Raw genomic sequence first — 24265 nt, 5'->3', positions numbered from 1 at the left:
AGACATGGCAAATCCAACTGGATTTATGGAAATAGACAGGAAGCTATCGACAGACCGCGACCCAGCAGAGCGTTTGATAGATTGGCTAGAAGTTAAAACGCCTATGAGCGAAGAAGCGGTTAAAGACCAAGCTTCGCGCTGTATGGATTGCGGGATCCCATTTTGTCATTCAGGTGACTCAGCTTACGCCCCGCGCGTAGCTGGGTGTCCGATTAACAACTTGATCCCTGAGTGGAATGACTTGGTTTACCGTGGTCGCTGGAAAGATGCTATCGACCGTTTACACAAAACCAATAACTTCCCTGAGTTTACGGGTCGAGTATGTCCAGCTCCTTGTGAAGATTCTTGTGTACTGGGGATTAATGCTCCACCAGTTACCATTAAGAGCCAAGAAGTAAACATTATTGAGCGCGCGTTTAAAGAAGGTTGGGTTAAACCTAATGTTCCTAAAAAACGCAGCGGTAAAACAGTTGCTATCGTAGGCTCAGGCCCTGCTGGTTTAGCTGCAGCGGCGCAATTGAATTCTGCTGGTCACACGGTAACGGTATTTGAACGAGCAGATCGCATTGGTGGCTTGTTAATGTACGGTATTCCGAACATGAAGCTGCAAAAAGAGATTGTTCAGCGTCGTGTCGACATCATGCGTGAAGAAGGCATTATCTTTAAAACCTCTGTTGAGATTGGTAAAGATATTTCAATCACTCGCTTAAACGATGATTTTGATGCCTTGCTGCTGGCCACTGGTGCAACGGTACCTCGTGACTTGCCAGTTGAAGGTCGCAAGCTTAACGGTGTTCATTTTGCAATGGAGTTCTTAGGTAAAAATACTAAGAGCTTGCTAGATAGCAACCTAGAAGACGGTCGTTACATTAGCGCTAAAGATAAGCACGTTGTGGTTATTGGTGGTGGTGATACAGGTACAGACTGTGTGGGTACATCTCTACGTCACGGTTGTAAAAACGTGATGCAGTTAGAGATTATGCCTCAGCCTCCACAAGAGCGTGCTCAAGATAACCCTTGGCCCGAGTTTAAACGCACGTTGAAGCGTGATTACGGTCAAGACGAAGCTATTGCTATTCAAGGCGAAGATCCTCGTCGTTACCTAGTAATGACGCAGAAAATGGCTGGTGATGAACAAGGTAATGTTACCGAAGTTCATACTACCAAGATCAACTGGGCTAAAAACGCCAATGGTCAAATGATTCCTGAGCCAGTAAAAGGCAGCGAAGAAGTTATTAAAGCTGACTTAGTATTATTGGCAATGGGCTTTATGGGTCCAGAAGCCGGCATTATTGATGAGTTAGGCGTAGAAAAAGACGCTCGCTCAAATGCTAAAGCAGCTTACGATGAATATGCCACTAGCGTTAAAGGCGTATTTGCTGCGGGTGATGCTCGCCGTGGTCAAAGCTTGATTGTTTGGGCAATTAACGAAGGCCGTGGTGCTGCACAAGCAGTAGACACCTTCTTAATGGGTAAAAGCTACCTGCCTAAGTAAGTCGCCTTAAAAGATTAAAAAACCCAGCTTTGGCTGGGTTTTTTTATAAGCAAAATTTGTCTGCTAAATGTGCACTTGGCATGCTCTTGTCAAAAAACCTTAAAAAGACAGTTTACAAGCCCAAGATAGGGGGGTAATATGCGCCCCGTTGCTGCGGAGGGGTGGCAGAGTGGTCGAATGCACCGGTCTTGAAAACCGGCAAGGGTTAATAGCCCTTCGAGAGTTCAAATCTCTCCTCCTCCGCCATATTAAACGAAAAGCGCTGACTAATGAGTCGGCGCTTTTTGTTTTCCGCTTAGCTAAATCCAATCCAGTATCTCTAACTGATAAATTGCTAGTTTATTGCGCAACCTGCCAATAAACACGGTTCTAATCTAAACTTATAAAGCTTAATCCTTTAAATTCTTATCTTGATGGGATATAACATTTGCTGCGCAGGCAACACTCAGTCTGCCAACCCGCCCAATTAGTAGATTGATGTTTTAGTTACAGCGGAGAGAACGCTTGATAAACGTATTTCTGGTTGACGATCATGAGCTAGTGCGTACAGGGATCCGTCGCATTTTAGAAGACGTTCGAGGATTTAAAGTTGTTGGTGAAGCTGAAAGTGGCGAGAAAGCCGTTCAGTGGTGCAGAAGCAATCAAGCCAACGTTATCCTAATGGATATGAACATGCCCGGGATCGGTGGCTTGGAAGCTACCCGTAAAATTTTACGTTACGATCCAGATGCCAAGATTATTGTATTGACCATACACACCGAAAACCCGTTTCCTACCAAGGTAATGCAGGCAGGTGCGTGTGGCTATTTAACCAAGAGCGCAGCCCCAGACGAAATGCTACAGGCCATTCGTGCAGTTAATGTTGGTCAGCGTTACTTATCACCTGAGATCGCTCAGCAAATGGCGCTAAGCCAATTTAATCCAGCAGAAGACAATCCGTTTCAAAGTTTATCTGAACGAGAGTTACAGATAATGCTAATGATTACCAAAGGCGAAAAGGTCACGGATATATCAGAGCAACTTAGTCTTAGCCCTAAAACGGTTAATTCATACCGCTATCGCTTGTTTAGCAAGCTCGATATTAGCGGCGATGTAGAGCTAACGCATTTAGCTATTCGCCACGGTATGATTGATACTGACAAATTGTAATTTTGGCTGACAAAAACACGCCATTCGACAGTAAGGCTTTTCTCAACCAAGTCTCAGAAGCTAGCGGCATTTACATGATGTTCAATGCCGCTAACGACGTGATCTATGTCGGTAAAGCTAAGTCACTCAAAAAACGCTTAAGTAGTTATTTTAGAAAAAATGTTGATAGCAATAAAACCCGCGCGTTAGTGTCGAACATTGCCAATATCGAAGTAACGGTTACTCATACTGAAACCGAAGCGTTAATCCTCGAACATAACCTGATTAAAAAGTATTTACCCAAATACAATGTATTGCTTAGGGATGACAAATCGTATCCTTATATCTTAATCAGTAATCATAAACATCCGCGTATCTCGATGCACCGTGGCGCTAAACGTACCAAGGGTGACTACTTTGGGCCTTATCCTAATGGCAATGCGGTGCGCGAAAGTCTGCACTTAATGCAGAAATTGTTCCCCATTCGTCAATGCAGTGATAGCGAATATGCCAATCGTCAACGGCCATGTTTGCAATATCAACTTAAGCGTTGCTCAGCACCTTGTGTTAATTTTATTTCTGAACCTGACTACCAGCAGCAGGTCGATCTTGCGAGCATGTTTTTAAAAGGTAAAAGCCAGCAGGTGATTAATCAGCTGGTTGATAAAATGTCAGCTGCTAGCGATAACCTGAATTTTGAGGCTGCGGCAGGCTTTAGAGACCAAATTCAAGCCATGCGTAAGGTGCAAGAGCAGCAGTTTGTTAGCGGAAATACTGAACATAGTGACGTACTTGGCTTTGCCTTTAGAAACGGTATTGCAGTGGTTCATCTATTACTTATTCGTGATGGTCAAGTGCTGGGTAGTCGTTCCTACTACCCTAAAGTGCCAAAACAAGCAGAATTACCGGAAGTATTACGAAGCTTTGTGATGCAGTATTATCTATCTGAACAGCGTAAAGGTAACCAGCCTAACGAGGTATTGCTCCCTGACGTTGAAGGCGATTGGCCTGAGATTGAAGCGGCGATAGAATCCGAGTTAGGTACGAAGGTAAAACTCACTTCACCTAAGCGCGGTGAAAAACTCCGTTTTGTTGCTTTGGCCAATACTAATGCAGAGAACGCTCTACTCACTAAGCTTAACCAAGAAGCGACTATTCACCATAGAGTGACCGAGTTAGAGAGCTTGCTTCAACAAGATAAGCCGATAAAACGGATGGAGTGTTTTGATATCAGCCATACCCAAGGTGAACGTACCGTGGCGTCTTGTGTGGTATTTGATAGGCAAGGGCCTAACAAATCAGAGTATCGGCGTTTCAATATTGAAGGTATTACCGGCGGAGATGATTATGCGGCAATGGCACAAGCCCTAAAAAGGCGTTATCAAAAAGCCCAATTGGCTGAAAAGATCCCCGACGTACTGTTTATTGATGGTGGGAAAGGGCAGTTATCGGCGGCATTCTCCAGTATTGAACCTTTAAACCTCGATCCTATGCCATTGCTGGTAGGTGTCGCTAAAGGTGTAACACGTAAACCTGGCTTAGAAACATTGCTAATTGGTAAGGCAATGACTGAGATTCATCTACCGAGTGACTCGGCTGCTCTGCATTTAATTCAACATATTCGTGATGAAAGCCACCGCTTCGCGATAACAGGCCATAGAAATAGGCGCGACAAAGCACGTAAAACCAGTGTGCTTGAAGATATTCCAGGTATAGGAGCTAAACGTAGGCAAACGTTGCTTACCCATTTAGGTGGAATGCAACAAATGAAAAACGCCAGCGTAGACGAATTGAAAAAAGTTCCCGGAATTAGCCCGACTTTAGCGCAAAAGATTTTTGATACGTTGCATCACTAGGCAAGATTAGGCAACATAGCGGCAGTAGTTTTATAAATGAAAAATAATGATAAATATTCCAAATTTACTAACCGCGTTTAGAATTGTATTAATTCCATTTTTCGTCTTAGCTTTTTACCTTCCTGTAGAGTGGGGCATGCTTGCTGCTGCATTCATTTTTGGTTTAGCAGCTGCAACAGATTATTTAGATGGATACCTAGCGCGTCGCCTAGGCCAAACCACTCCGTTTGGCGCATTTTTAGACCCCGTAGCCGATAAAGCCATGGTGGTTGCTGCCTTGGTGCTATTGGTTGAGCATTACCAAACATTTTGGATTACCGTGCCTGCGGTGATAATGATTTCTCGCGAGATCATAATTTCAGCTCTAAGAGAGTGGATGGCGGAGTTAGGTAAACGCTCAAGCGTAGCAGTGTCTTGGATTGGCAAATACAAAACAGCTGCGCAAATGGCAGCTATTACCGGCCTTACTGCACAAATTGATCCGCTGGTTACCCAAGCAAGTTATGGCTTGTTTTATGTCGCAACCATATTAACGTTATGGTCGATGGTCAGTTATTTAATGCTGGCATGGCCACAATTAAAGCAGAATGGCTAATAAATCGCAGCTTTAGTCTAAAAATCCAACGAACAGTACGAAACTTGCTAAAAGACAGTTGACGTAAGGATTCTGGCCGCTAAAATGCACAGCACATTCAGCGGCAACGCTGGAGTGTTAAAAAGCTGAACTTGACTAGTTATCTAATTAGCAAGCAAAGCAAAGAAGCGGCACTAGCTCAGTTGGTAGAGCGCAACCTTGCCAAGGTTGAGGTCATCAGTTCGAACCTGATGTGCCGCTCCAATTTAACACAGATAGTATGGCGGGTTGGCAGAGTGGCTATGCAGCGGATTGCAAATCCGTGGACCTCGGTTCGACTCCGGGACCCGCCTCCATTACTATCGAAATTTGTGTCGCCCGGGTGGTGAAATTGGTAGACACAAGGGATTTAAAATCCCTCGTCTGAAAGGACGTGCCGGTTCAAGTCCGGCCCCGGGCACCAACTCTTCTTTGCATTATTCTCCCAGCTTTTTCAGCTAACCTTTCATCTGTATTTTGATTCAAACTCTTCTCCTGTTTAGTTCCATTTATTAATTTACCAATCATGCTCTCTAGACGTAATCTGTAGTTAAACGCTAATTCATAGCGTGTAATATGCAGGCTAGTCGTTCACTAAAGAAGCTAATTGGTGGTTGCTAGATCGCTTTTTAAGCACTTGAATCAACTCCCTTAAAAAATCCGTTGACTCATTTCTGTAATACGTTAAAGTACATCTCGCTTTCAGGCCTTAGGCCGATATTGTTAGCAACAAACGTGTCGCCCGGGTGGTGAAATTGGTAGACACAAGGGATTTAAAATCCCTCGTCTGAAAGGACGTGCCGGTTCAAGTCCGGCCCCGGGCACCAGTATTTAGAGTTGAAAATCTCGTTACTGCATAAGCGGTAACAAAAGAACTAATTTGTTAGTCCTTACCAAAGACTAATGAAGATAGAAATTAGTTAGCACTGCTTCAGTGTTGATTAAAGAATTAAGCGGCACTAGCTCAGTTGGTAGAGCGCAACCTTGCCAAGGTTGAGGTCATCAGTTCGAACCTGATGTGCCGCTCCAAAATTTGTAACGCTGTATGGCGGGTTGGCAGAGTGGCTATGCAGCGGATTGCAAATCCGTGGACCTCGGTTCGACTCCGGGACCCGCCTCCATTACAAAGTAAAGTTTTGCCCGGGTGGTGAAATTGGTAGACACAAGGGATTTAAAATCCCTCGTCTGAAAGGACGTGCCGGTTCAAGTCCGGCCCCGGGCACCAATTCAGAAAAGCCAGTAGCATTTGCTACTGGCTTTTTTGGTTTCTAATTCCCACAAAAATTATCCTTTTGTTTAGTTTCACTGCTTTGGTGCGCGCTAGGTCGATATGCGCCAATTCGGTGCGCAAAGTTTCTTGTAATGACCCATCAAGTACCCAAAACTAGGTACTCATGCTTTGGCATAGCGTTTGCTCTATTAACTATGCGACATGAGAGATGTATGGCTTTGCCACATCAAGAGCCGCCACTACAATTTGCAATAGACATCTAGGGTTCCGGCTGCAACGCAGTGTCTGGACCGAGAGTTGTCAACCTCATTAAGGGGTTACACGGAGGGATAAAAGCCCGGGAGATGACACTTAAATACGTCTCTCATGTTTTTATTTTAAGTGTACAACCACATTGAGGTGACCATGTTGAACTTAGTTAAATCTCCACTCCGTTCTTTGGCTGTAGCAGCCACTATTCTAAGTGCTAGTGTAATGAGTATTAGCTCAGCGCAAGCCGCCGATAAACCAACCTATAAACTTGCATGGACAATCTACGTGGGCTGGATGCCATGGGATTACGGGGCGGCTTCTGGCATCGTGCAAAAATGGGCCGACAAATACGACATCAATATCGAAGTAGTTCAAGTTAACGACTACATCGAATCTATTAACCAATACACTGCAGGCGGCTTCGACGCTACCGTAATGACTAACATGGATGCCTTAACCATTCCCGCAGCTAGCGGCATTGATTCTACGGCGTTAATTGTGGGTGACTTTTCAAACGGTAACGATGGCGTAGTGTTAAAAGGTAATAAGAGCCTAAAAGATCTGAAGGGCGAAAAAGTAAACCTTGTTGAACTTAGCGTTTCTCATTACTTATTAGCACGTGCATTGGAGTCGGTAGACTTAAAAGAGCGTGACATTAAAGTAGAGAATACTTCCGATGCAGACCTTGTGGCTGCGTTTACCACGTCAGATGTAACGGCAGTAACCACGTGGAATCCACTGCTAAGCGAAATTACCTCAATGCCAGATACCAACATGGTGTTTGACTCTTCCAAGATCCCTGGCGAAATCATCGACCTGTTAGTTGTGCATACCGATACCCTAAATCAAGATCCTAAATTGGGTAAAGCGCTAACCGGCGCTTGGTACGAAATTATGGCTACTATGTCGGGCAGTGACGAAGCAGCGATTAAAGCGCGCAGCTTTATGGCCGAAGCATCGGGTACAGATTTAGCGGGTTACGATGCTCAATTAGCCTCTACCAAAATGTTCTACGAAGCAAAAGAGGCAGTAGATTTTACCAATAGCGCTACCTTGCCATCTACCATGGCTAAAGTGGCTGAGTTTTCTCACCACCACGGTCTGTTAGGTGAAGGCGCACCAGATGCTAGTTTCATTGGTATCGAAACGCCATCAGGTACCTACGGTGACAGCGCAAATGTAAAACTACGCTTTACCTCTGAGTACATGGACATGGCGGTTCAAGGCAAACTATAAGGCCGTTCTATGACTCGACTAATTAATAAAAAGCCTAGCCGAATTACTCGGCTGCTGTTGGGCTTACTTCCTTTCATTGTGTTGATTGTGCTGTACATGATGGCATCGCAAGCCCGTTTGGTAGATAACCCAAATGACAAGCTATTGCCGGCAATGTCTAGCTTTGTAGACGCAATAAACCGCATGGCCTTTGAGCCAAGCAGACGTAGCGGCGAATACTTAATGTTGGCCGACACCTTAGCTAGCTTGAGTCGCTTAGCGATGGGAGTAGGGATTAGCGCACTGATTGCCTTAATCGTAGGCGTGGCTAACGGTATGGTGCCCTTTGTACGCGCGCCATTATCACCCTTGGTTACAGCCTTGTCGTTAGTGCCACCCATGGCAATACTACCGATTTTGTTCATTGTGTTTGGTTTGGGTGAGCTATCCAAAGTGATGTTAATCATCATTGGAATTTGTCCAATCATGATCCGTGATTTACAGCTGCGAACCGATGCCTTACCGCCAGAACAAATTCTTAAAGCACAAACCTTGGGAGCATCAAGCTGGCAAACCATAATTGCCATTGTTGTGCCGCAAATACTGCCTAAATTAATTGAAGCAGTGCGTTTAACTCTCGGCAGCGCGTGGCTGTTTTTGATTGCAGCTGAAGCCATTGCCGCTACCGAAGGTTTAGGCTATCGCATCTTCCTGATTCGTCGTTACCTCGCCATGGACGTTATTTTACCTTACGTGCTTTGGATTAGTTTGCTGGCTTTTGTAATGGATTGGTTGTTACGCAAGCTGTCGCAACATGCGTTTACTTGGTACCACACTGCACAAGGAGACGCGTAATGGCAGCCCCCATCATACAAGCCAAAGATGTATGGAAAGAATACGGCGACAACGTAGTGTTAGAGCGAATCAACCTGAGCGTAATGGAAGGCGAGTTTGTGAGCATTGTTGGCGCATCTGGCTGTGGTAAGTCTACGTTTTTAAACTTGCTACTGGGCAACGAAAGCGTTAGCCGAGGCCAGTTATTGCTTAATGGCGACATACTACCAAACGAGCCCGGGCCTGAGCGCGGTATTGTGTTTCAAAAGTACTCGGTGTTTCCTCACCTAAGTGCCGTGCAAAATGTGATGTTAAGTGATGTATTTGCCCAGTCGCCTTTTGTTAGTCGCTTGTTTGGTAAAGCGAAGCAACAAGCCTATACCCAAGCAATGGCGATGTTAGACAAAGTTGGCTTAAGCCACGCAGCACATAAATATCCTGCTGAATTATCGGGAGGTATGCAGCAACGATTAGCCATTGCTCAAGCCTTAATGAAAAAACCAAAAATTTTGTTATTAGATGAACCTTTTGGTGCGTTAGACCCCGGTATTCGTAAAGACATGCACAAGTTAGTGCATCAACTTTGGCAAGAACACAAACTCACTATTTTTATGATTACTCACGACTTATCAGAGGGCTTTAGCCTAGGTAATCGTCTGTGGGTATTTGATAAACCCCGTCACGATGCACAGCAACCAGAGCGTTTTGGTGCTCAAGTTACTTACGATATCCCCATTGCAAAAGACATCAAAAATCTGTCTTTTACCGAGGATATGAAACCGATTATCGATGCATCTGTCGCGTAATAAGGACAAATTATGACCTCATCAACCCAAGATATTATTTATCAAGAAACCATCGCAGGAGCGGCTCATTGGTCGGTTACTGTGCCTGCGGGTAAAATCCTACGTTTTATTAATACCAGCGGTAAAGCTAATGTTAGCCTGTTGTTTCACAACCCAAAAGACTTGCTAGAGCGCTACAACGCGCCGGATACGCTTAAATGTCAGCACACCTTCAAACTGACTAAAGGCAACTGTTTATATTCCGACATGGGCAGAATATTTTGCTCAATCGTTCGAGACGATAGCGGCTGGATAGACAGCGTAGGTGGTTTAGCCAACAAGCAAAAAGTCGCCGCCAAGTGGGGCGAGCGTAGTTATCAGACCCAAGGTAACCAGTGGCTACAAAATGGTTACGACAGCATGTTGGTCGAGCTCGCCAAATACGGCTTAGGCAAGCGTGATATGGCGGCCAACCTAAACTTGTTTAGCAAAGTTGCAACAGACGCCGAAGGCAACCTGCAGTTTGATGAACAAGCGAGTAAGGCCGGCGATGTCATTGAGTTGCGATTCGAAATGGACACATTGGTGCTGATGTCTACCTGCCCACACCCTATGAACCCCGCTAGTGACTATCCCAACCATCCAGTAAGCGTAGAAATGTGTCAGGCGGAGAGTGTGAGCCAAGATGATTATTGCCGCAACTTTAGGCCAGAGAATGGTCGAGGTTTTGAAAACACTGAACGTTATCGCTGCGAAACAACGCAAGCCAGTTGTTGTGTTGCTTAAGTATTGGGACTAGAAGGAAAAAATGATGATTAAAACAAGCCAATTAGTAGCCGATGACGCCACGCTACGTGATGTAGTTCCAGCCGGTGACTATTATATGAAAGTGCTAAAAGCCGGTCAAACCCTGCGTATTTTAGACTTAGAAGGTAACCAAGCCGCCGATACCCTATTTTATAACGCTAACGATCCTAGCGAACGTTACAGCGCTATGGACACCATTCGTGAACAAGGCAATGTGTATTTAACGGCGGGCACGACCTTAGTGTCAAACCTAGGCCGCGAGATGCTCACCATTACTGCAGATACCTGTGGCCGACACGACACCCTCGGCGGAGCTTGTGCCACCGAGAGCAATACCGTGCGTTATGCCTTAGAGAAAAAGTGCATGCACGCCTGCAGAGACAGCTGGTTATTGGCCGTGGCCGAAAACGATCAATATGGCTTAACCAAGCGCGATATTACCCACAACATTAACTTCTTTATGAATGTGCCCGTGACTGCTGAAGGCGGTTTAAGCTTTGCCGATGGGATCAGTGGCGCAGGTAAGTACGTTGAAATGCGCGCCGAGATGGATGTGATAGTTTTACTGTCTAACTGCCCACAACTTAATAACCCTTGTAACGCCTATAACCCAACACCAGTAGAAATGCTGATATGGGATGCTGCATAAGCAACACGCTCCACATTAAGGCTAGGGACGACCCTAAACACGCCTTTACTAATAAGCCGGGACGACCCGCAGTTCTCAGGTGACACTATGTTCGAAAAAGTATTGATAGCCAACCGCGGCGCGATAGCTTGTCGGATCATTCGAACCCTCAACTCAATGAATATTGCCAGCGTTGCACTCTACAGCGAAGCCGACGCCGACAGTTTACACATTAGCCAAGCGTCTGAGGCCCATTGCCTAGGCGAGGGCTCAGCCAGCCAAACCTATCTTAATATCGACAAAATTTTTGCCATCGCCAAACAAAGTGGCGCGCAGGCGATTCACCCTGGTTACGGTTTTTTAAGTGAAAACCAAGAATTTGCCCAACGTTGTGAAGAACAAGGTTTGGTATTTCTAGGCCCCACGGCAGATCAAATGAATGCCTTTGGCCTAAAACATCGAGCGCGTGAATTAGCCGAGCAAGCCAAGGTGCCTTTATTACCAGGCAGCGGCTTGTTAGATGATTGCGAGCAAGCACTTAGCTGTGCCGAGGAGCTGGGTTACCCGGTTATGCTAAAAAGTACTGCCGGTGGCGGTGGTATTGGTATGCAGCGCTGCGACAGTGCAGAGCAACTAAGCCAAGCATTCGACAGTGTTAAACGCCTTAGCGAGAACAACTTTAGTAATGCGGGTTTGTTCTTAGAAAAATTTATTACTCAAGCACGCCACATAGAAGTGCAAGTGTTTGGTAACGGCGAAGGTGAAGTATTCACCCTGGGCGAACGAGATTGTTCAGCGCAGCGCCGCAACCAAAAAGTAATTGAAGAAACGCCAGCACCCAACTTAAGCCAGGCCACGCGAGAACAGCTACAGCAGACCGCTAAACAACTCACCCAAAGTGTTAATTACCGCAGTGCAGGTACCGTAGAGTTTGTATTTGATCAGCAAAGCCAAGCCTTTTACTTTTTAGAAGTGAATACCCGCCTGCAGGTAGAGCATGGCGTTACCGAGATGGTATTTGGCGTAGATTTAGTCAAATGGATGATTGAGCTGGGCTTTGCTCAGTCGTGTAACAAAAATTATCCGCTAAGTGACAAAGCCGAGGGCTTACAACCCACAGGTCACGCTATTCAAGTGCGTTTGTATGCCGAAGATCCCAATAAAGATTTCCAGCCTAACGCCGGTTTATTAAGCCATGTTAGTTGGCCAAAGGCAGAAGAACTAGGCTTAGCCAGCGATGAGCAACTGCGCATTGATCACTGGATTGAAAGTGGCGTAGAAGTCTCACCATTTTTTGATCCCATGTTAGCTAAAGTTCAGTTTCATGGAGCAGATAGACACACAGCCATCGCCGGTTTAGCTCGCTCGCTTGCTAGCTGCCAAGTGTATGGCATTGAGCACAACTTAGCGTACTTGCAGCAGTTGCTTAAACTGCCAGCACTTCAACAAGGTACTTTGCTTACCTCTAGCTTAAACAGCTTTGCCTACAAGCCAAATACTATTGATGTATTAAGCGCAGGCACACAAACCACTATTCAAGATTATCCTGCTCGTACCGGGTATTGGGATATTGGCGTACCGCCATCAGGCCCAATGGATGCGCAAAGCTTTCAGCTACTAAATCAGCTATTAGGTAACCAAAGCGATGCAGCAGGGCTAGAAATTACTCTGCAAGGCCCATCGCTGCGTTTTAACCAAGATAGTTTAGTGGCCATTGGCGGAGCAGATATAGAGCTAAGCCTAGACGGACAGCCACGAGCAATGTGGCAAGTATTTAAAGTGCTGGCAGGGCAAAGCTTGGCCTTAGGTAAAGTTAAAGGCGCTGGCGCGAGATCGTACCTAGCGATTAGTGGCGGCTTCCAATGTCCTGAATACTTAGGCAGTAGATCTACCTTCACTCTAGGTCAGTTTGGCGGGCATGCGGGTCGAGCGTTACGCAGCGGAGACGTATTACAACTGCCTGTGATTAACGATGTTAAGCACCTAAATGAATTTATAGTGGGCCGAGCGTTAGAGCAAGCGCCCAGTATTCAGCAACATTGGACTATTCACGTTATTTACGGCCCGCATGGCGCGCCTGATTTCTTTACCGATGACGATATTGCACAGTTTTTTGCTGCAAAGTGGAAAGTGCACTTTAACTCTAGCCGAACTGGCGTGCGTTTAATCGGGCCAAAACCTGAATGGGCACGCACAGACGGCGGTGAAGCTGGCTTGCATCCATCTAACATTCACGACAATGCTTACGCCGTTGGCAGCATTGATTTCACCGGTGATATGCCAGTAATACTAGGACCCGATGGCCCAAGTTTAGGCGGCTTTGTTTGTCCAGCTACCATCATTAAAGCTGACTTGTGGAAAATGGGTCAACTTAAAGCGGGTGACGAAATTTGCTTTATTCCGGTCACTATTGAACAAGCCGAGCAAGCAGAGCGTCAGCAGCTAGAATGCATTAGCCTAGGCAAAGCCTACAGTACAGCCATTAGTGCTTCGCCGATCACCACACCAGTAGTTAAAACCTTGGCCGCTGAGTTATATGGCGAAAAAGTGGTTTACCGCCCAGCGGGTGAAGACTATTTACTGATTGAATATGGCCCGCAACGCCTAGATATAGCACTGCGTTTTCGGGTTCATGCCTTAATGCTTAAGTTGCAAAAACTTACCGTAAACGGTATTCAAGAATTAACCCCGGGCATTCGCTCTTTACAGGTGCATTACAACAACCTTGAGCTGCCCCTAAGCAAGCTGCTCGACATTCTTGAACAAGCAGAAGCCAGCCTTGGCGATATTAATCAACTCAGTGTGCCAGCGCGAGTAGTGCATTTACCCTTATCGTGGGACGACGAAGCCACCCGCTTGGCTATTCAAAAGTACAACGATGTAGTGCGTAAAGATGCCCCATGGTGCCCCGATAACATCGAATTCATCCGTCGTATTAACGGCTTAGATACAGTTGAACAAGTGAAAGACATTGTATTTAACGCCAACTACTTAGTCATGGGGTTGGGCGATGTATACCTTGGCGCACCCGTGGCTACGCCAATTGACCCTCGCCACCGCTTGGTCACCACTAAATACAACCCCGCGCGCACCTGGACACCAGAAAATGCGGTAGGTATTGGCGGCGCATATTTGTGTGTATATGGCATGGAAGGGCCCGGTGGCTATCAGTTTGTTGGTCGCACCTTGCAAATGTGGAATCGCTATCGCACCACCACTGAGTTTACCAAACCTTGGTTGCTGCGCTTTTTCGATCAAATTAAGTTTTACCCAGTCAGTGCTGACGAGCTTAAGCAAATTCGTAATGACTTCCCGCGGGGTGATTACCCACTGAAAATTGAAGAAACAGCGTTTAGCTTAAAGGGTTATCAAGCCTTGCTAGATGAACAGCAAGAAAGTATTCAAGCCTTTAAGTTAAACCAACAAGTCGCCTTTGAAGCAGAGCGTCAGCGCTGGGAAGAAACAGGCCAAGCCAACTTTGTGGCTGAACAGCTTAACGAACAAACTGGCACCGACGACGTATTAGAGGATTCGGAACTCGCTATCGAGAGCCACGTAGCCGGAAATCTATGGCAAGTAATGGTAGAGCCAGGGCAAGAGGTTAAATCTGGCCAAGTGGTCGCGGTGCTAGAAGCCATGAAAATGGAGCTGGAAGTACTCGCGCCAGAAAGCGGCACCATAAAACAGCTTAATCAATTTCAAGGATCACAAGTGCATGCAGGGCAGCGCTTAATGATTATGGAGACCTTATAATGAATAGTACTTACACCATTTCACAATTGCGTAAGGCCTACCTAAACAAGCAGTTTAGCGCCAAACAGTTTTTGCAGCAGCAGTTAGCCGCAGTAAACAACGACACTAACAATTGTTGGATCTCACTGATTAGTGAACAACAGCTTAATCATTACCTAGACGCGCTAAAGCAGCAAAACATTGCCGACTTGCCGCTTTACGGTGTGCCGTTTGCCATTAAAGACAATATCGATTTAGTGGAGCTGCCAACTACCGCTGGCTGTAAAGAGTATGCTTATCAGCCTAGTGAAAGCGCCTTTGTGGTTCAGCAACTCATTGCCGCAGGCGCAGTGCCTTTAGGTAAAACCAACTTAGACCAATTTGCTACTGGCTTAGTGGGGACTCGTAGCCCATGGGGAGCAGTAAAAAACAGCTTTGATGAAAACTATATCTCTGGCGGGTCCAGCTCTGGCAGCGCAGTAAGCGTAGCCAAAGGGCAAGTGTGTTTTTCATTAGGTACCGATACCGCTGGTTCGGGCAGGGTGCCAGCCGCGCTCAATAACATACTAGGCTTAAAAGCCACTAAAGGTTTACTAAGTTGCAGCGGAGTGGTTCCTGCGTGTAAGAGTTTAGATTGCGTTACTTTGTTTGCACATACCACCGATGATCTAAATCTACTGCTAGACGTAGCGGGCGAATATGATGCCAAAGACTGTTACGCAAGGCCAAACCAAGCCGATAACGCAAAAAACCATTATCAGCCCTTAAGCGAACTGACTGGTTTGAAGATCGCGGTGCCTAAAGCCGAGAACCTTGCCTTCTTTGGCAATGCATCTACCGAGCAGTTATTTAGCGAAAGCCTAGAACAACTGCGCCGATTAGGGGCTGAGCTGGTGGAGATAGATTTTGAACCGTTTTTAGCCACCGCCAAATTACTTTATGAAGGCCCATGGGTCGCCGAGCGGTATGCGGCGATTGAGGCATTTTTCGAAAAAGATCCCAGCCAATGTTTGCCAGTAATTCAAACCATTATTGGCGGTGCAAAGCAGCACGATGCAGTGGGCGCTTTTAAAGCTTTTTACCAGCTACAAGCCTATAAAGTGATATGTGATCAAGTAGTGGAGCAGTTTGACGCCATTGTTACGCCAACGGCTGGTAGCAGCTATACCATAGAAGCGGTAAACCATGATCCCATTCAACTTAACTCTAACATGGGGTACTACACTAACTTCATGAATTTGTTGGATTACAGTGCGATATCTGTACCCGCTGGTTTCTACCAAAACCCGCAAGGCCAACAACAAAGCTTTGGCATTACCTTGTTTAGTCGCGCTTATGCCGATAGACGTTTACTCAGCATGTCGGCCTTAATCCAGCAAGACAACGGTTTTTCGCTGGGCGCGAGCAAGCAGCCTTTACCGGCCTTAGACGCTGTAGCGCCTTGCGAAGACCAGATGATGGAATTGGCTGTATGTGGCGCACACTTAAGTGGCTTACCGCTCAACGGACAACTCACCGAGCGAGCAGGGCAGTTAGTTAAAGCCACTCATAGCGCAGCAGCGTATAAGCTTTATGCTTTAGCCGGTGGGCCACCCGCAAGACCAGGAATGATTCGCGATGAGCAAAACGGTATAGCCATAGAAGTAGAAGTATGGCGACTACCAAAACAACACTTAGGCAGTTTTTTGCAAGGTATTCCGCATCCCTTAGGTTTGGGCAAAATAGAACTTGCCGATGGAAGCTGGGTAAATAGCTTTATCTGCGAAGGTTATGCAGCGGCTACAGCCAAAGATGTCAGCGAGTTTGGCGGCTGGCGCGCTTACCTAGCTAGCCTGTAATAAGCCTTTAAGACGCTCAATCAACACCAAAGCATTGGGTAATCACTCAGTGCTTTTTCTTTCCTTCTTTCCCCGGCGGCTTGCATACTTTCATCATGAGCTTTTTGTCAATGTGTTGGCTAGCCTGCTGAATTGAGTAAGCTTTAGTGATAATATTGAACTCAATAAATGCGGTATAAAAGGAAAGGTTCCTTGTTTAAACAAGGAACCTTTCCTTTTAATAATATATTAAGTGGCTAGTTGAGTTTCTCTCGAGTTTTATATTGATTATGTTTCATAACAGCTCTAGAATTCCGTTCGGCTTATGGGCAGATTTTTAGTTCGCGTTTCGCGATCAGTGAAGAAATGGTCCGTTCGGATTGCCTTATATAGTATATCATATAGGTATTTATAGGATATATAGTGCGTAGGAGTGCCCATAAGCCTCTAATTAGGGGTAATCAATGTCAAGATTAAAGCGTCTAAAGTCAGTATCAACCAAACCTGAATTTGCTAAAGTGTTGGGCATTGATGCAGCTTTTCTTACTCGCTGCTTATATATCAACAAACCAGAGAACCAATATCACCAGTTTTCCATTCCGAAGAAATCAGGCGGTGAAAGACTTATAAATGCACCCTCAGAGGAACTTAAGAGCCTTCAAAAAAATCAGTCAATATTACTATTAGACTGCATTGATGAAATTAATTCAGAAAAATATCCAGATTCACAGTGGTCTAAACCGAAACTTCGAAAAAATGGTGATCCAGACTATGCTGCTGAAGTTCTTAAGATAAAAATTCCCAATGTGCAAGTAAATCAACCTTCGTTATCTCACGGTTTTGTAAGAGAGCGTTCAATTCTTACGAATGCTATGATGCATGTCGGAAAAAAGAACGTCCTCAATATTGATTTAGAAAGTTTTTTTGATAGTTTCAATTTTGGACGTGTTCGTGGTTTTTTTATTAAAAATGCTAACTTCAATCTTGACCCACATATTGCAACAGTAATAGCTCAAATTGCCTGCTTTGATAACAAACTGCCTCAAGGCAGTCCATGCTCTCCCGTAATAACTAACCTTATTTCACATACCCTAGATATACGGTTAGCCTCGTTAGCCAAGAAATATAAATGTACTTATACGAGGTACGCTGACGACATAACATTTTCAACTAGGAAATCTGAGTTTCCTCCTCAAATAATGAGACAAAATGAAATTGGTTATGTAGCAGGTAGATTGTTAAAGAGTGAGATAAGACGTTCAGGGTTTTCTATAAATTCTAGTAAAACTAGAATTCAATATAAGAATTCCAGACAAGATGTAACAGGTCTTGTAGTAAACAAAAAACCTAATGTCAAGAAAGAATATTGGCGGTTAGCGCGGGCGAAATGCAATCAGCTATTTAAAACAGGTAAGTTTACAACTATAAAAGACGGGAATGAAATTGACGGTAACCTCAATGAACTTGAAGGGCAGTTAAACTTTATTGATCAAGTTGATCACTATAACCGGATGAGGCAAAAAACACCTTTAAGTACCGATTACACGCATACTAAAGCTGGGAAAAATACTAAGGTCATACTCTCAGGTCGAGAAAAAATTTTTAGTAGTTTCTTATATTATCGACTTTTCTGTGGAAACGAGAAACCTACTATCTTATGTGAAGGTAAGACAGATAATATCTACTTAAAGTCTGCAATCAGTGAGTTAAGTAGAGATTATCCTCAATTAGCGCACCGCAAAGGGGATAAGTATGAGCTTTTAGTACGTTTTGTCGAGTACTCAAAGCGAAGCCGGTTTTTGTTAGAGTTATTCGGAGGGGCTGATTACCTCCGAGGTTTTGTGGATAATTTCGAAAAGAACATGAAATTCTACGATGCCATAACACCTAAACATCCAGTTATTGTCTTTTTAGATAACGATGAAGGGCCTCAACAAGTGGTGAATTTGTTGAAGTCAAAAAACTTTCAGAAAAAAATCGAATTGTTTCCATTTACTCTTGATAAGAAGGAGGATATTCGAAAGTCTGAATTTATACATGTTATCAAAAACCTATATGTTGTTTTTACACCGTTAGCTAAAGATGGCGGAGAGACAGATATAGAGTATTTCTTTGATGATAAAACGCGTTTAATGAAACACCCTAATGGTAAGTGTTTCAACACTGTAAAGAACCGGGACTCAAAAAGTGATTTGAGCAAAGATGGATTTGCTACACATATAGTCAAAGAAAACAAAACGAAAATAGATTTTAATGGGTTAAAGCCTCTTTTAAACTCTGTTGTAAAAGTGATTAATCATTATGGCTCTCTGAGGTAGTTTTTGCAAAATGCAAAATGCAGAATAAAAGGGGTCAGAGTCTGAGGGAACCCCACAAAATTAAAGGGGTAAGAGTAAAATTAAAACACCTAGAAAATATATTTTCGTATTTTTTATGATGGTAAAATTAAGTGAACTAGGCTCCTTTTATACTTAATTATTTAAAAGTGCTTATTGTTGCTAAGGTATCAAATATTAAGCGATTAGCGCTGCGCCTTAATTACGATTAGTAAAATTTCATAAAATATTGTACAGGACTAGAATATGGAAATTATAGCGCCTCTCATAAGCATATTGGGAGTAATGAGCCTTGGCATAATGAGCCCTGGGCCAAGTTTTGTATTAGTGGCTCGAACGGCAGTAGCCAACTCAAGAGCCGACGGTTTAGCAACGGCTCTTGGTATGGGAGTTGGTGCTCTATTTTTTGCAGCTTTGGCTCTTTTGGGATTACAAGCAGTATTGTTGAGCGTTCCTACTCTATACATGGTGTTAAAAATACTAGGCGGAGCCTACTTATTCTACCTTGCTGTTGTAATATGGCGAGGATCAAAACAGACTGTTGATATTGTTGATGGCTCGGGTGAAAAGCCAAGTAAAGTTTACCAATCATTCAAAATAGGATTGGTTACTCAACTAAGCAACCCTAAAACAGCTATTTTCTATGGAAGTGTTTTTGCAGCTCTACTTCCTGCCGATTTGTCTATTTCATTGATACTGCTCTTAGCTCTAATGTTATTTATACTTGAGGCTGGCTGGTATTCTATCGTTGCTTTAGCGCTGTCTTCAAATATTCCTAGAAAAGTATATCTAAATTTAAAGACGATTCTTGACCGTGTGGCAAGTTTTATTATTGGTGGCTTAGGTTTTAAACTAATTATTAGAGCGAGCTCGGAATAAAGCTCTAATAATTAAGAATAGGTGTAGTAAAAGGGGACGTGGTCGAATTAAATTTCCTAATTGAAAGGAGATTGAAGTACGAAGATCAGGGTTGACTACCAATCAGCTTGTTGGCCTTTCAGTCTTGTAAGAATTGATATAATAGGAGGCTTTGTTTTTGTGGTGATAATAATTAAGCAGAGAGATAAATGGAATTAAAGTTAAACGCTGAGAGTTTTGACGAGCATCAAATGATCTTGATTGGTGAGATTATTGACAGAGTAAAGAGTGATCTTAAACTTGCTGGGGTAAAAGATGAGCAACTAAAAGAAATGGTTGGAAATATTGCTTTCAGTATTGCCACCACATTAGATAATTCATCGACTACAGAATTTGACGGTGTTGTTGTTAACCCATACTTGGTATTTCAAACTCAAGATAATGAATTGACTCACTGTGGTGGTAATTCTTATATGCATGAGTATGTTTTTGGCATACTAGATGAAGTCTTTGAAAGTTAATGTTGCACAATAAGATGGTCAAGCACCCGAACGAACCCTTAATTCGAAATAAACCTAAATATAATGCCACGATAAAACAAAAAATTTTGTTTTCATTTGCTACTCTAACAGTCGTTGGAGGAGTAATTCTCCTTGGTATCGCGGGGAAATATTATCTGTCTTATTTGATTGATACAGACGCGAATCCAGTAAGACATGAGCACCTCATTGGTGTTGTACTATCTGTGATGTTCTCTGTTCCATTTTGGGTTGCCGCTTCTGGCCTGATTTATCCATTAAGGACTTTATTGCCCAGGCTTTTATATATGTTAATAAATGTAATGACAGGTGTAATTGTTGGCGCTTTCTTGTTTGTTAATATAGCTCCCCTATTTATAGCTCTTTTCGAAAAATAGGTGCTTAACAATTGATGAATAAAAACCAACCTATAACGGCTACCTGTGTTTCGTACCCCAACAATTTTAGACAAGTAACAGTTAGCTGCTTTTACAGTGTTAGATTCTCAAGGAAGTTATGCGTAAATTTCAAAATTTGAGTCAGCAGGAGCAAGCCCCACTCGTTGAACTGTATCCAGAGCTGGAAAAGGTTTTTTCAGTTGAAGATACCGACAAATACAGATTCATGGCTATTTCAGTTTTTGATCATTGGTTAAGTGAAGTCGAAGCAAATAAGTTGCTAGCAGACGTGCCAGAAATTGAACAAAGACAGAGAGATAAAAAGTTTGATAGCTTTTCCAGAGTTATTGCAGAAAATACTGAGGTAATAAGTTTTACTTTCAAAGGTCGTAGGTCAAAAAGCCGACCCGTTTTTCGTAAGTTCACATCAGAAAACAGTAAAGCTAAGTATATGGAAAGCGCTTCGAACTATGTGAGCAACAAGTACTTTTTTAGCGTTGCTTTACCAAAACTTGAAGCTTTGTACTTTGAAGGTAGTGATGACACAAATGTGTTTTACTTGAGAAACGAAAGATTTGTATATTTAATCGAGACTTGGGCTAATGCTTGCGGATTATACTGTCTAGATTAGGAACTACTCAGCGTGGTATTAATGAAAAGTGTCTTTGTCGCTGTATTGTTGTTGATATCTAGCAATGCAGTTTTGGCCGACGAGTGCGTGGTTTTACTTCATGGAATGGCCCGCTCAGAGAGTTCTATGGGTAAACTTGCCAAAGCACTAGAGGAAGAAGGGTATGTTGTTTCTAATTATGGTTATCCATCAACGAGTTTGGAAATTGAGGCAATATCTAAGTTTCACGTGACCAAAGCATTAGAAGCATGTGGTAGTGCTAAACCGGTAAATTTTGTTACTCACTCGCTTGGCGGCATTGTATTGCGAAAGTATTTGAGCGAAAACAGGCTTAATGAGCTTGGCCGCGTGGTGATGTTAGGGCCACCAAATAAAAGTAGTGAGGTTGTCGATAAGCTTAAAAATGTACCCGGCTTTGAATTGGTTAATGGCCCTGCGGGTATGCAGCTAGGAACAGAAGATGACAGCGTGCCAAACTCTATTGGCCCGGTGACTTATCCCGTTGGCATTATCGCGGGGAGTTCTACCTTTAATCCCTTTCTTTCGTTAATGCTACCCAACCCTGATGATGGAAAAGTGTCCGTAGAGCGTACTAAAGTTGAGGGAATGACTGATCACCTTGTTATGCCGGTTACTCATACTTTTATGATGAAAAATGAAGACGTTATAAAACAAGTGAAGTTGTTTTTAAAAACGGGTGAATTTGAACATTAACCCAAAAGGACTTAGCTTACTAAAAGCGCTGAGTCGCTTTAATTATCTTGTAATCGCATAGGAAAATAGCATGAAAGCAAGCCACACAGGTTTTAACCCTGAATACCAAGAAGACGCCCCCAGCATTGAAGAGGTGGCTGAGCTTAGCGGCTACGCAATACTTGAATTTGGCGCAACGTGGTGTGGCCACTGTAAAGCGGCTGCACCTGCTATTGAATCGGTGTTATCTAAGGCAGGTTTACCACACATAAAAGTGTTTGACGGTAAGGGAAAGCGCTTAGGTCGTTCGTTTAAGGTAAAGCTTTGGCCAACTTTAATTTTGCTTGAGTCAGGGAAAGAAGTGGCGCGTATAGTGAGGCCGGTAGAAACTGAAGAAATAATCGCTTTATTGGCAAATATAAAGGCCTAAATTTTACCTACTGACCTTATCAGTACTGGTTGCTTAATTCGCCAAATGTGGGGGAGAGAGCGGCATATAGTTAACAAGCACTAAGCTTTACTGTTTAGCCAGTGAGGCTCAAACCTCATTTAGTGATTTTTAGGCGGCTCGCTGTAATCGCAATATCGTTCTATTTCTAGAGTTGTTACTGTTTTAACTTGATAAGCAGTAGACGTTTAACCTTAAGGATAAGTTATGTTTAGTCACGTGATGATTGGTACTAATGATCTAACACGTTCGAAAGCTTTTTATGATGAAATTATGTTGGTACTTGGATACAACAAAGGCGTGATAGACCCCAAAGGGCGTTGTATGTATGCCACCGCGTCAGGAGTATTGGGCCTCACTAAACCTATAGATGGTGAAGCCGCCAGTATCGGCAACGGCATGACCGTTGGCTTTATTGCCAGTAGTCCAGAGATTATAAACGAGTGGCATCGCGTAGGGATAGCACACGGAGGAACAGCGATTGAAGAGCCGCCGGGGGTGAGAGGTAAAGCGCCGCGCCAGCTTTACTTGGCTTACTTACGTGACCCAGACGGCAACAAAATATGCGCCACTCATTTTATACCTAATGAATAATTTACTGCTTTAAAATAACAAAACCAGCCATGCTAGCCACTGGTTTTGTTGTAGTTACCTCTGCCTAACTTCCTTTAGTCGCTTGAGTTGTTAAGCGGTAGGTGATTAAGAAGGGCTAAGTGTTAGGGTTTTCCTTTCCCTTACTGTTGAGCTTTAGCCTTTTCCCTTTGGCGGCAAGTACTGAAAATACCGTACACGCTACCGCAAATAGGGCGATGGTAATAATTGGCCATTGCCAGTTGCCACTGCTTGTATGAATAAAGCCAATTAACGATGGGCCAGTAGCCGCTAGCGCGTAACCAATGCTTTGAGACATGCCCGACAAAGCAGCCGCTTGCTGAGTATTAGAGGTTTTATGGCCGATAAAACTTAGCGCAATAATAAAGGTAGAGCAGTTACTTAAACCAAATAACCCCACCCACATAATGGCCAAATTAGGCGCCACTATCGTGCCAAGTAAACTGAATACAACGCCAGAAGCACACAGGCCTATAAGCAAGGCATGGTTGCGTACTCTTGCCAAAATAGGCATGAGTGCTAAGCCAGGCACCATGGTAGAAAACTGCAAAAAACCGTAAATATAGCCAGCATCTAATTCGCTGTAGCCAACGTCGTTAAGGATTTTAGGCAGCCACCCGGCAAAAGCATAAAAGGTGAACGAGTTAATACCTAGCGCTAAGGTTACAAACCAAGCCACTGGCGAGCGTAAAAGAGAGGACAGCGGCGTATGCTCTGTTGCGTCTTTTTCGCTTTGGTGTTGCTTGGATTTTGACTGAGAAGATAAGCTTGGTAACCAAAACATTAGTGCTGCAATTGGAAAAATGAGGGTAAAAGCCAGCGAAAACTGCCAACCAAAAAACTGGGCAGGCGCTTGATGAGATAAGGGTACCATTAAGCTTGCAGCCAATGTAGAGCCTACACCCATAACAAAAATGTATAGCGATGAGACTTCAGAAATTCGCTCTGGGAAAAACTTTTTCACTACCGCAGGCAACAATACATTACCAAAGGCAATACCGGCACCCAGGATCACCGTTCCTAGATAAAGAGGCGATACATTGCCCAATGAACGAACCACTATGCCAATTGCTATACAGATTAAAGATACTACCAGCGCTTTCTCTAAACCTATGCGATGGGAGAGCTTAGGCGCCATTGAGGAGAACACGGCTAAAGAGATTAAGGGGAGGGCGGTAATAAACCCAGCCTGTGACGCTGTTAGCGATAGGCTTTCCATCACTTGCTCTAATACCGGCGCTAGGCTGGTAAAAGGTGCACGTAAATTAAGGGCAACTAAAAATACGCCCAATAGCGTAATTAATGTAGATGGTAAAAAACGTGGCATGACAGCATAGGCAAGATAAAGAATAGATTTTACATCAAATTGCTTAATTTG

Annotated in this window: 20 protein-coding genes, 8 tRNA genes and 1 riboswitch; of the genes, 27 read left to right on the top strand and 1 reads right to left on the bottom strand. The window is 43.9% G+C overall.

Annotated features, from left to right (window positions below):
* Positions 1 to 4 precede the first annotated feature (4 nt).
* From Q4592_RS17510 to Q4592_RS17380, 27 genes are all read left to right on the top strand, one after another.
* Positions 5 to 1495 (top strand): glutamate synthase subunit beta, encoded by a 1491-nt coding sequence (locus Q4592_RS17510; RefSeq protein WP_303515557.1) that lies wholly within the window; start codon positions 5 to 7, stop codon positions 1493 to 1495.
* A 155-nt stretch (positions 1496 to 1650) separates the two neighbouring features.
* A tRNA-Ser gene (locus Q4592_RS17505) sits at positions 1651 to 1741 on the top strand.
* A 258-nt stretch (positions 1742 to 1999) separates the two neighbouring features.
* Entirely contained in the window at positions 2000 to 2644 is a 645-nt protein-coding gene (gene uvrY, locus Q4592_RS17500) for a UvrY/SirA/GacA family response regulator transcription factor (protein ID WP_303515555.1), read from the top strand.
* 2 nt (positions 2645 to 2646) lie between these two features.
* A complete protein-coding gene (gene uvrC / locus Q4592_RS17495) occupies positions 2647 to 4479 on the top strand; it encodes an excinuclease ABC subunit UvrC (protein ID WP_303515553.1) in 1833 nt (610 codons plus the stop codon).
* 43 nt (positions 4480 to 4522) lie between these two features.
* Entirely contained in the window at positions 4523 to 5074 is a 552-nt protein-coding gene (gene pgsA / locus Q4592_RS17490; RefSeq protein WP_201798767.1) for a CDP-diacylglycerol--glycerol-3-phosphate 3-phosphatidyltransferase, read from the top strand.
* Between the two features lie 167 nt (positions 5075 to 5241).
* Positions 5242 to 5317: transfer RNA gene (locus Q4592_RS17485), tRNA-Gly, on the top strand.
* An 18-nt stretch (positions 5318 to 5335) separates the two neighbouring features.
* Positions 5336 to 5409 (top strand) — tRNA-Cys (locus Q4592_RS17480).
* Between the two features lie 20 nt (positions 5410 to 5429).
* Positions 5430 to 5516, top strand: a tRNA-Leu gene (locus Q4592_RS17475).
* Between the two features lie 316 nt (positions 5517 to 5832).
* Positions 5833 to 5919 (top strand) — tRNA-Leu (locus Q4592_RS17470).
* A gap of 126 nt (positions 5920 to 6045) precedes the next feature.
* Positions 6046 to 6121: transfer RNA gene (locus Q4592_RS17465), tRNA-Gly, on the top strand.
* Between the two features lie 18 nt (positions 6122 to 6139).
* A tRNA-Cys gene (locus Q4592_RS17460) sits at positions 6140 to 6213 on the top strand.
* A 17-nt stretch (positions 6214 to 6230) separates the two neighbouring features.
* Positions 6231 to 6317, top strand: a tRNA-Leu gene (locus tag Q4592_RS17455).
* 254 nt (positions 6318 to 6571) lie between these two features.
* A riboswitch (guanidine-I (ykkC/yxkD leader) is annotated at positions 6572 to 6669 on the top strand.
* Positions 6670 to 6728: 59 nt separating this feature from the next.
* Positions 6729 to 7811, top strand: coding sequence for a putative urea ABC transporter substrate-binding protein (locus Q4592_RS17450; RefSeq protein ID WP_303515551.1), 1083 nt, complete (start codon positions 6729 to 6731; stop codon positions 7809 to 7811).
* A gap of 9 nt (positions 7812 to 7820) precedes the next feature.
* The gene (locus tag Q4592_RS17445) at positions 7821 to 8645 is read left to right on the top strand and encodes an ABC transporter permease (protein WP_137674760.1); all 825 of its coding nucleotides are present in this window, start codon (positions 7821 to 7823) and stop codon (positions 8643 to 8645) included.
* Positions 8645 to 9430, top strand: coding sequence for an ABC transporter ATP-binding protein (locus Q4592_RS17440; RefSeq protein WP_303515545.1), 786 nt, complete (start codon positions 8645 to 8647; stop codon positions 9428 to 9430). Before Q4592_RS17445 ends, Q4592_RS17440 begins: the two co-directional genes overlap by 1 nt.
* Positions 9431 to 9442: 12 nt before the next feature.
* Positions 9443 to 10195 carry an urea amidolyase associated protein UAAP1 gene (locus Q4592_RS17435; RefSeq protein ID WP_303515542.1) on the top strand — a complete coding sequence of 251 codons (753 nt, stop codon included), beginning with the start codon at positions 9443 to 9445 and terminating at the stop codon, positions 10193 to 10195.
* 22 nt (positions 10196 to 10217) lie between these two features.
* Positions 10218 to 10865: an urea amidolyase associated protein UAAP2 gene (locus Q4592_RS17430; protein ID WP_235836254.1), complete on the top strand. Its 648-nt coding sequence runs from the start codon at positions 10218 to 10220 to the stop codon at positions 10863 to 10865.
* A gap of 87 nt (positions 10866 to 10952) precedes the next feature.
* The gene (gene uca, locus Q4592_RS17425) at positions 10953 to 14597 is read left to right on the top strand and encodes an urea carboxylase (protein ID WP_303515537.1); all 3645 of its coding nucleotides are present in this window, start codon (positions 10953 to 10955) and stop codon (positions 14595 to 14597) included.
* Entirely contained in the window at positions 14597 to 16414 is a 1818-nt protein-coding gene (atzF, locus tag Q4592_RS17420) for an allophanate hydrolase (RefSeq protein WP_303515534.1), read from the top strand. The genes uca and atzF overlap by 1 nt, the downstream gene beginning before the upstream one ends.
* Before the next feature lie 443 nt (positions 16415 to 16857).
* Positions 16858 to 18711, top strand: a complete 1854-nt coding sequence (locus tag Q4592_RS17415; protein ID WP_303515532.1) for a retron Ec67 family RNA-directed DNA polymerase/endonuclease — start codon at positions 16858 to 16860, stop codon at positions 18709 to 18711.
* Positions 18712 to 18975: 264 nt separating this feature from the next.
* Positions 18976 to 19608, top strand: coding sequence for a LysE family translocator (locus tag Q4592_RS17410; RefSeq protein ID WP_303515530.1), 633 nt, complete (start codon positions 18976 to 18978; stop codon positions 19606 to 19608).
* A gap of 188 nt (positions 19609 to 19796) precedes the next feature.
* Positions 19797 to 20108, top strand: coding sequence for a hypothetical protein (locus Q4592_RS17405; RefSeq protein ID WP_303515527.1), 312 nt, complete (start codon positions 19797 to 19799; stop codon positions 20106 to 20108).
* On the top strand, positions 20108 to 20503 hold the full coding sequence (locus Q4592_RS17400) for a hypothetical protein (protein ID WP_303515524.1): 396 nt from the start codon (positions 20108 to 20110) through the stop codon (positions 20501 to 20503). The genes Q4592_RS17405 and Q4592_RS17400 overlap by 1 nt, the downstream gene beginning before the upstream one ends.
* Before the next feature lie 118 nt (positions 20504 to 20621).
* Positions 20622 to 21134, top strand: a complete 513-nt coding sequence (locus tag Q4592_RS17395; protein ID WP_303515521.1) for a hypothetical protein — start codon at positions 20622 to 20624, stop codon at positions 21132 to 21134.
* A gap of 21 nt (positions 21135 to 21155) precedes the next feature.
* Complete coding sequence (locus tag Q4592_RS17390; protein WP_303515518.1) at positions 21156 to 21848, top strand: triacylglycerol lipase; 693 nt, start codon at positions 21156 to 21158, stop codon at positions 21846 to 21848.
* A 70-nt stretch (positions 21849 to 21918) separates the two neighbouring features.
* A complete protein-coding gene (locus tag Q4592_RS17385) occupies positions 21919 to 22257 on the top strand; it encodes a thioredoxin family protein (protein WP_303515516.1) in 339 nt (112 codons plus the stop codon).
* Positions 22258 to 22482: 225 nt separating this feature from the next.
* Positions 22483 to 22869, top strand: a complete 387-nt coding sequence (locus Q4592_RS17380; protein ID WP_303515513.1) for a VOC family protein — start codon at positions 22483 to 22485, stop codon at positions 22867 to 22869.
* Between the two features lie 115 nt (positions 22870 to 22984).
* Here the strand turns inward: Q4592_RS17380 and Q4592_RS17375 are convergent, their stop codons facing one another.
* Positions 22985 to 24214, bottom strand: a complete 1230-nt coding sequence (locus Q4592_RS17375; protein WP_303515510.1) for an MFS transporter — start codon at positions 24212 to 24214, stop codon at positions 22985 to 22987.
* Positions 24215 to 24265: the final 51 nt, after the last annotated feature.

It is taken from the genome of Agarivorans sp. 1_MG-2023 (assembly GCF_030548385.1).
In the GTDB taxonomy this organism is placed as follows: domain Bacteria; phylum Pseudomonadota; class Gammaproteobacteria; order Enterobacterales; family Celerinatantimonadaceae; genus Agarivorans.
Note: the sequence above shows the minus strand (reverse complement) of the source record. Positions and strands in the feature narration are given on the sequence as shown.

What these genes read in the sequence shown, in the direction of transcription:
- Q4592_RS17510 (WP_303515557.1), top strand. Translation starts at nt 5, where the DNA reads ATGGCAAATCCAACTGGATTTATGGAAATAGACAGGAAGCTATCGACA.
- Q4592_RS17450 (WP_303515551.1), top strand. Translation starts at nt 6,729, where the DNA reads ATGTTGAACTTAGTTAAATCTCCACTCCGTTCTTTGGCTGTAGCAGCC.
- Q4592_RS17445 (WP_137674760.1), top strand. Translation starts at nt 7,821, where the DNA reads ATGACTCGACTAATTAATAAAAAGCCTAGCCGAATTACTCGGCTGCTG.
- Q4592_RS17440 (WP_303515545.1), top strand. Translation starts at nt 8,645, where the DNA reads ATGGCAGCCCCCATCATACAAGCCAAAGATGTATGGAAAGAATACGGC.
- Q4592_RS17435 (WP_303515542.1), top strand. Translation starts at nt 9,443, where the DNA reads ATGACCTCATCAACCCAAGATATTATTTATCAAGAAACCATCGCAGGA.
- Q4592_RS17430 (WP_235836254.1), top strand. Translation starts at nt 10,218, where the DNA reads ATGATGATTAAAACAAGCCAATTAGTAGCCGATGACGCCACGCTACGT.
- uca (WP_303515537.1), top strand. Translation starts at nt 10,953, where the DNA reads ATGTTCGAAAAAGTATTGATAGCCAACCGCGGCGCGATAGCTTGTCGG.
- atzF (WP_303515534.1), top strand. Translation starts at nt 14,597, where the DNA reads ATGAATAGTACTTACACCATTTCACAATTGCGTAAGGCCTACCTAAAC.
- Q4592_RS17415 (WP_303515532.1), top strand. Translation starts at nt 16,858, where the DNA reads ATGTCAAGATTAAAGCGTCTAAAGTCAGTATCAACCAAACCTGAATTT.
- Q4592_RS17410 (WP_303515530.1), top strand. Translation starts at nt 18,976, where the DNA reads ATGGAAATTATAGCGCCTCTCATAAGCATATTGGGAGTAATGAGCCTT.
- Q4592_RS17405 (WP_303515527.1), top strand. Translation starts at nt 19,797, where the DNA reads ATGGAATTAAAGTTAAACGCTGAGAGTTTTGACGAGCATCAAATGATC.
- Q4592_RS17400 (WP_303515524.1), top strand. Translation starts at nt 20,108, where the DNA reads ATGTTGCACAATAAGATGGTCAAGCACCCGAACGAACCCTTAATTCGA.
- Q4592_RS17395 (WP_303515521.1), top strand. Translation starts at nt 20,622, where the DNA reads ATGCGTAAATTTCAAAATTTGAGTCAGCAGGAGCAAGCCCCACTCGTT.
- Q4592_RS17390 (WP_303515518.1), top strand. Translation starts at nt 21,156, where the DNA reads ATGAAAAGTGTCTTTGTCGCTGTATTGTTGTTGATATCTAGCAATGCA.
- Q4592_RS17385 (WP_303515516.1), top strand. Translation starts at nt 21,919, where the DNA reads ATGAAAGCAAGCCACACAGGTTTTAACCCTGAATACCAAGAAGACGCC.
- Q4592_RS17380 (WP_303515513.1), top strand. Translation starts at nt 22,483, where the DNA reads ATGTTTAGTCACGTGATGATTGGTACTAATGATCTAACACGTTCGAAA.
- Q4592_RS17375 (WP_303515510.1), bottom strand. Translation starts at nt 24,214, where the DNA reads ATGCCACGTTTTTTACCATCTACATTAATTACGCTATTGGGCGTATTT.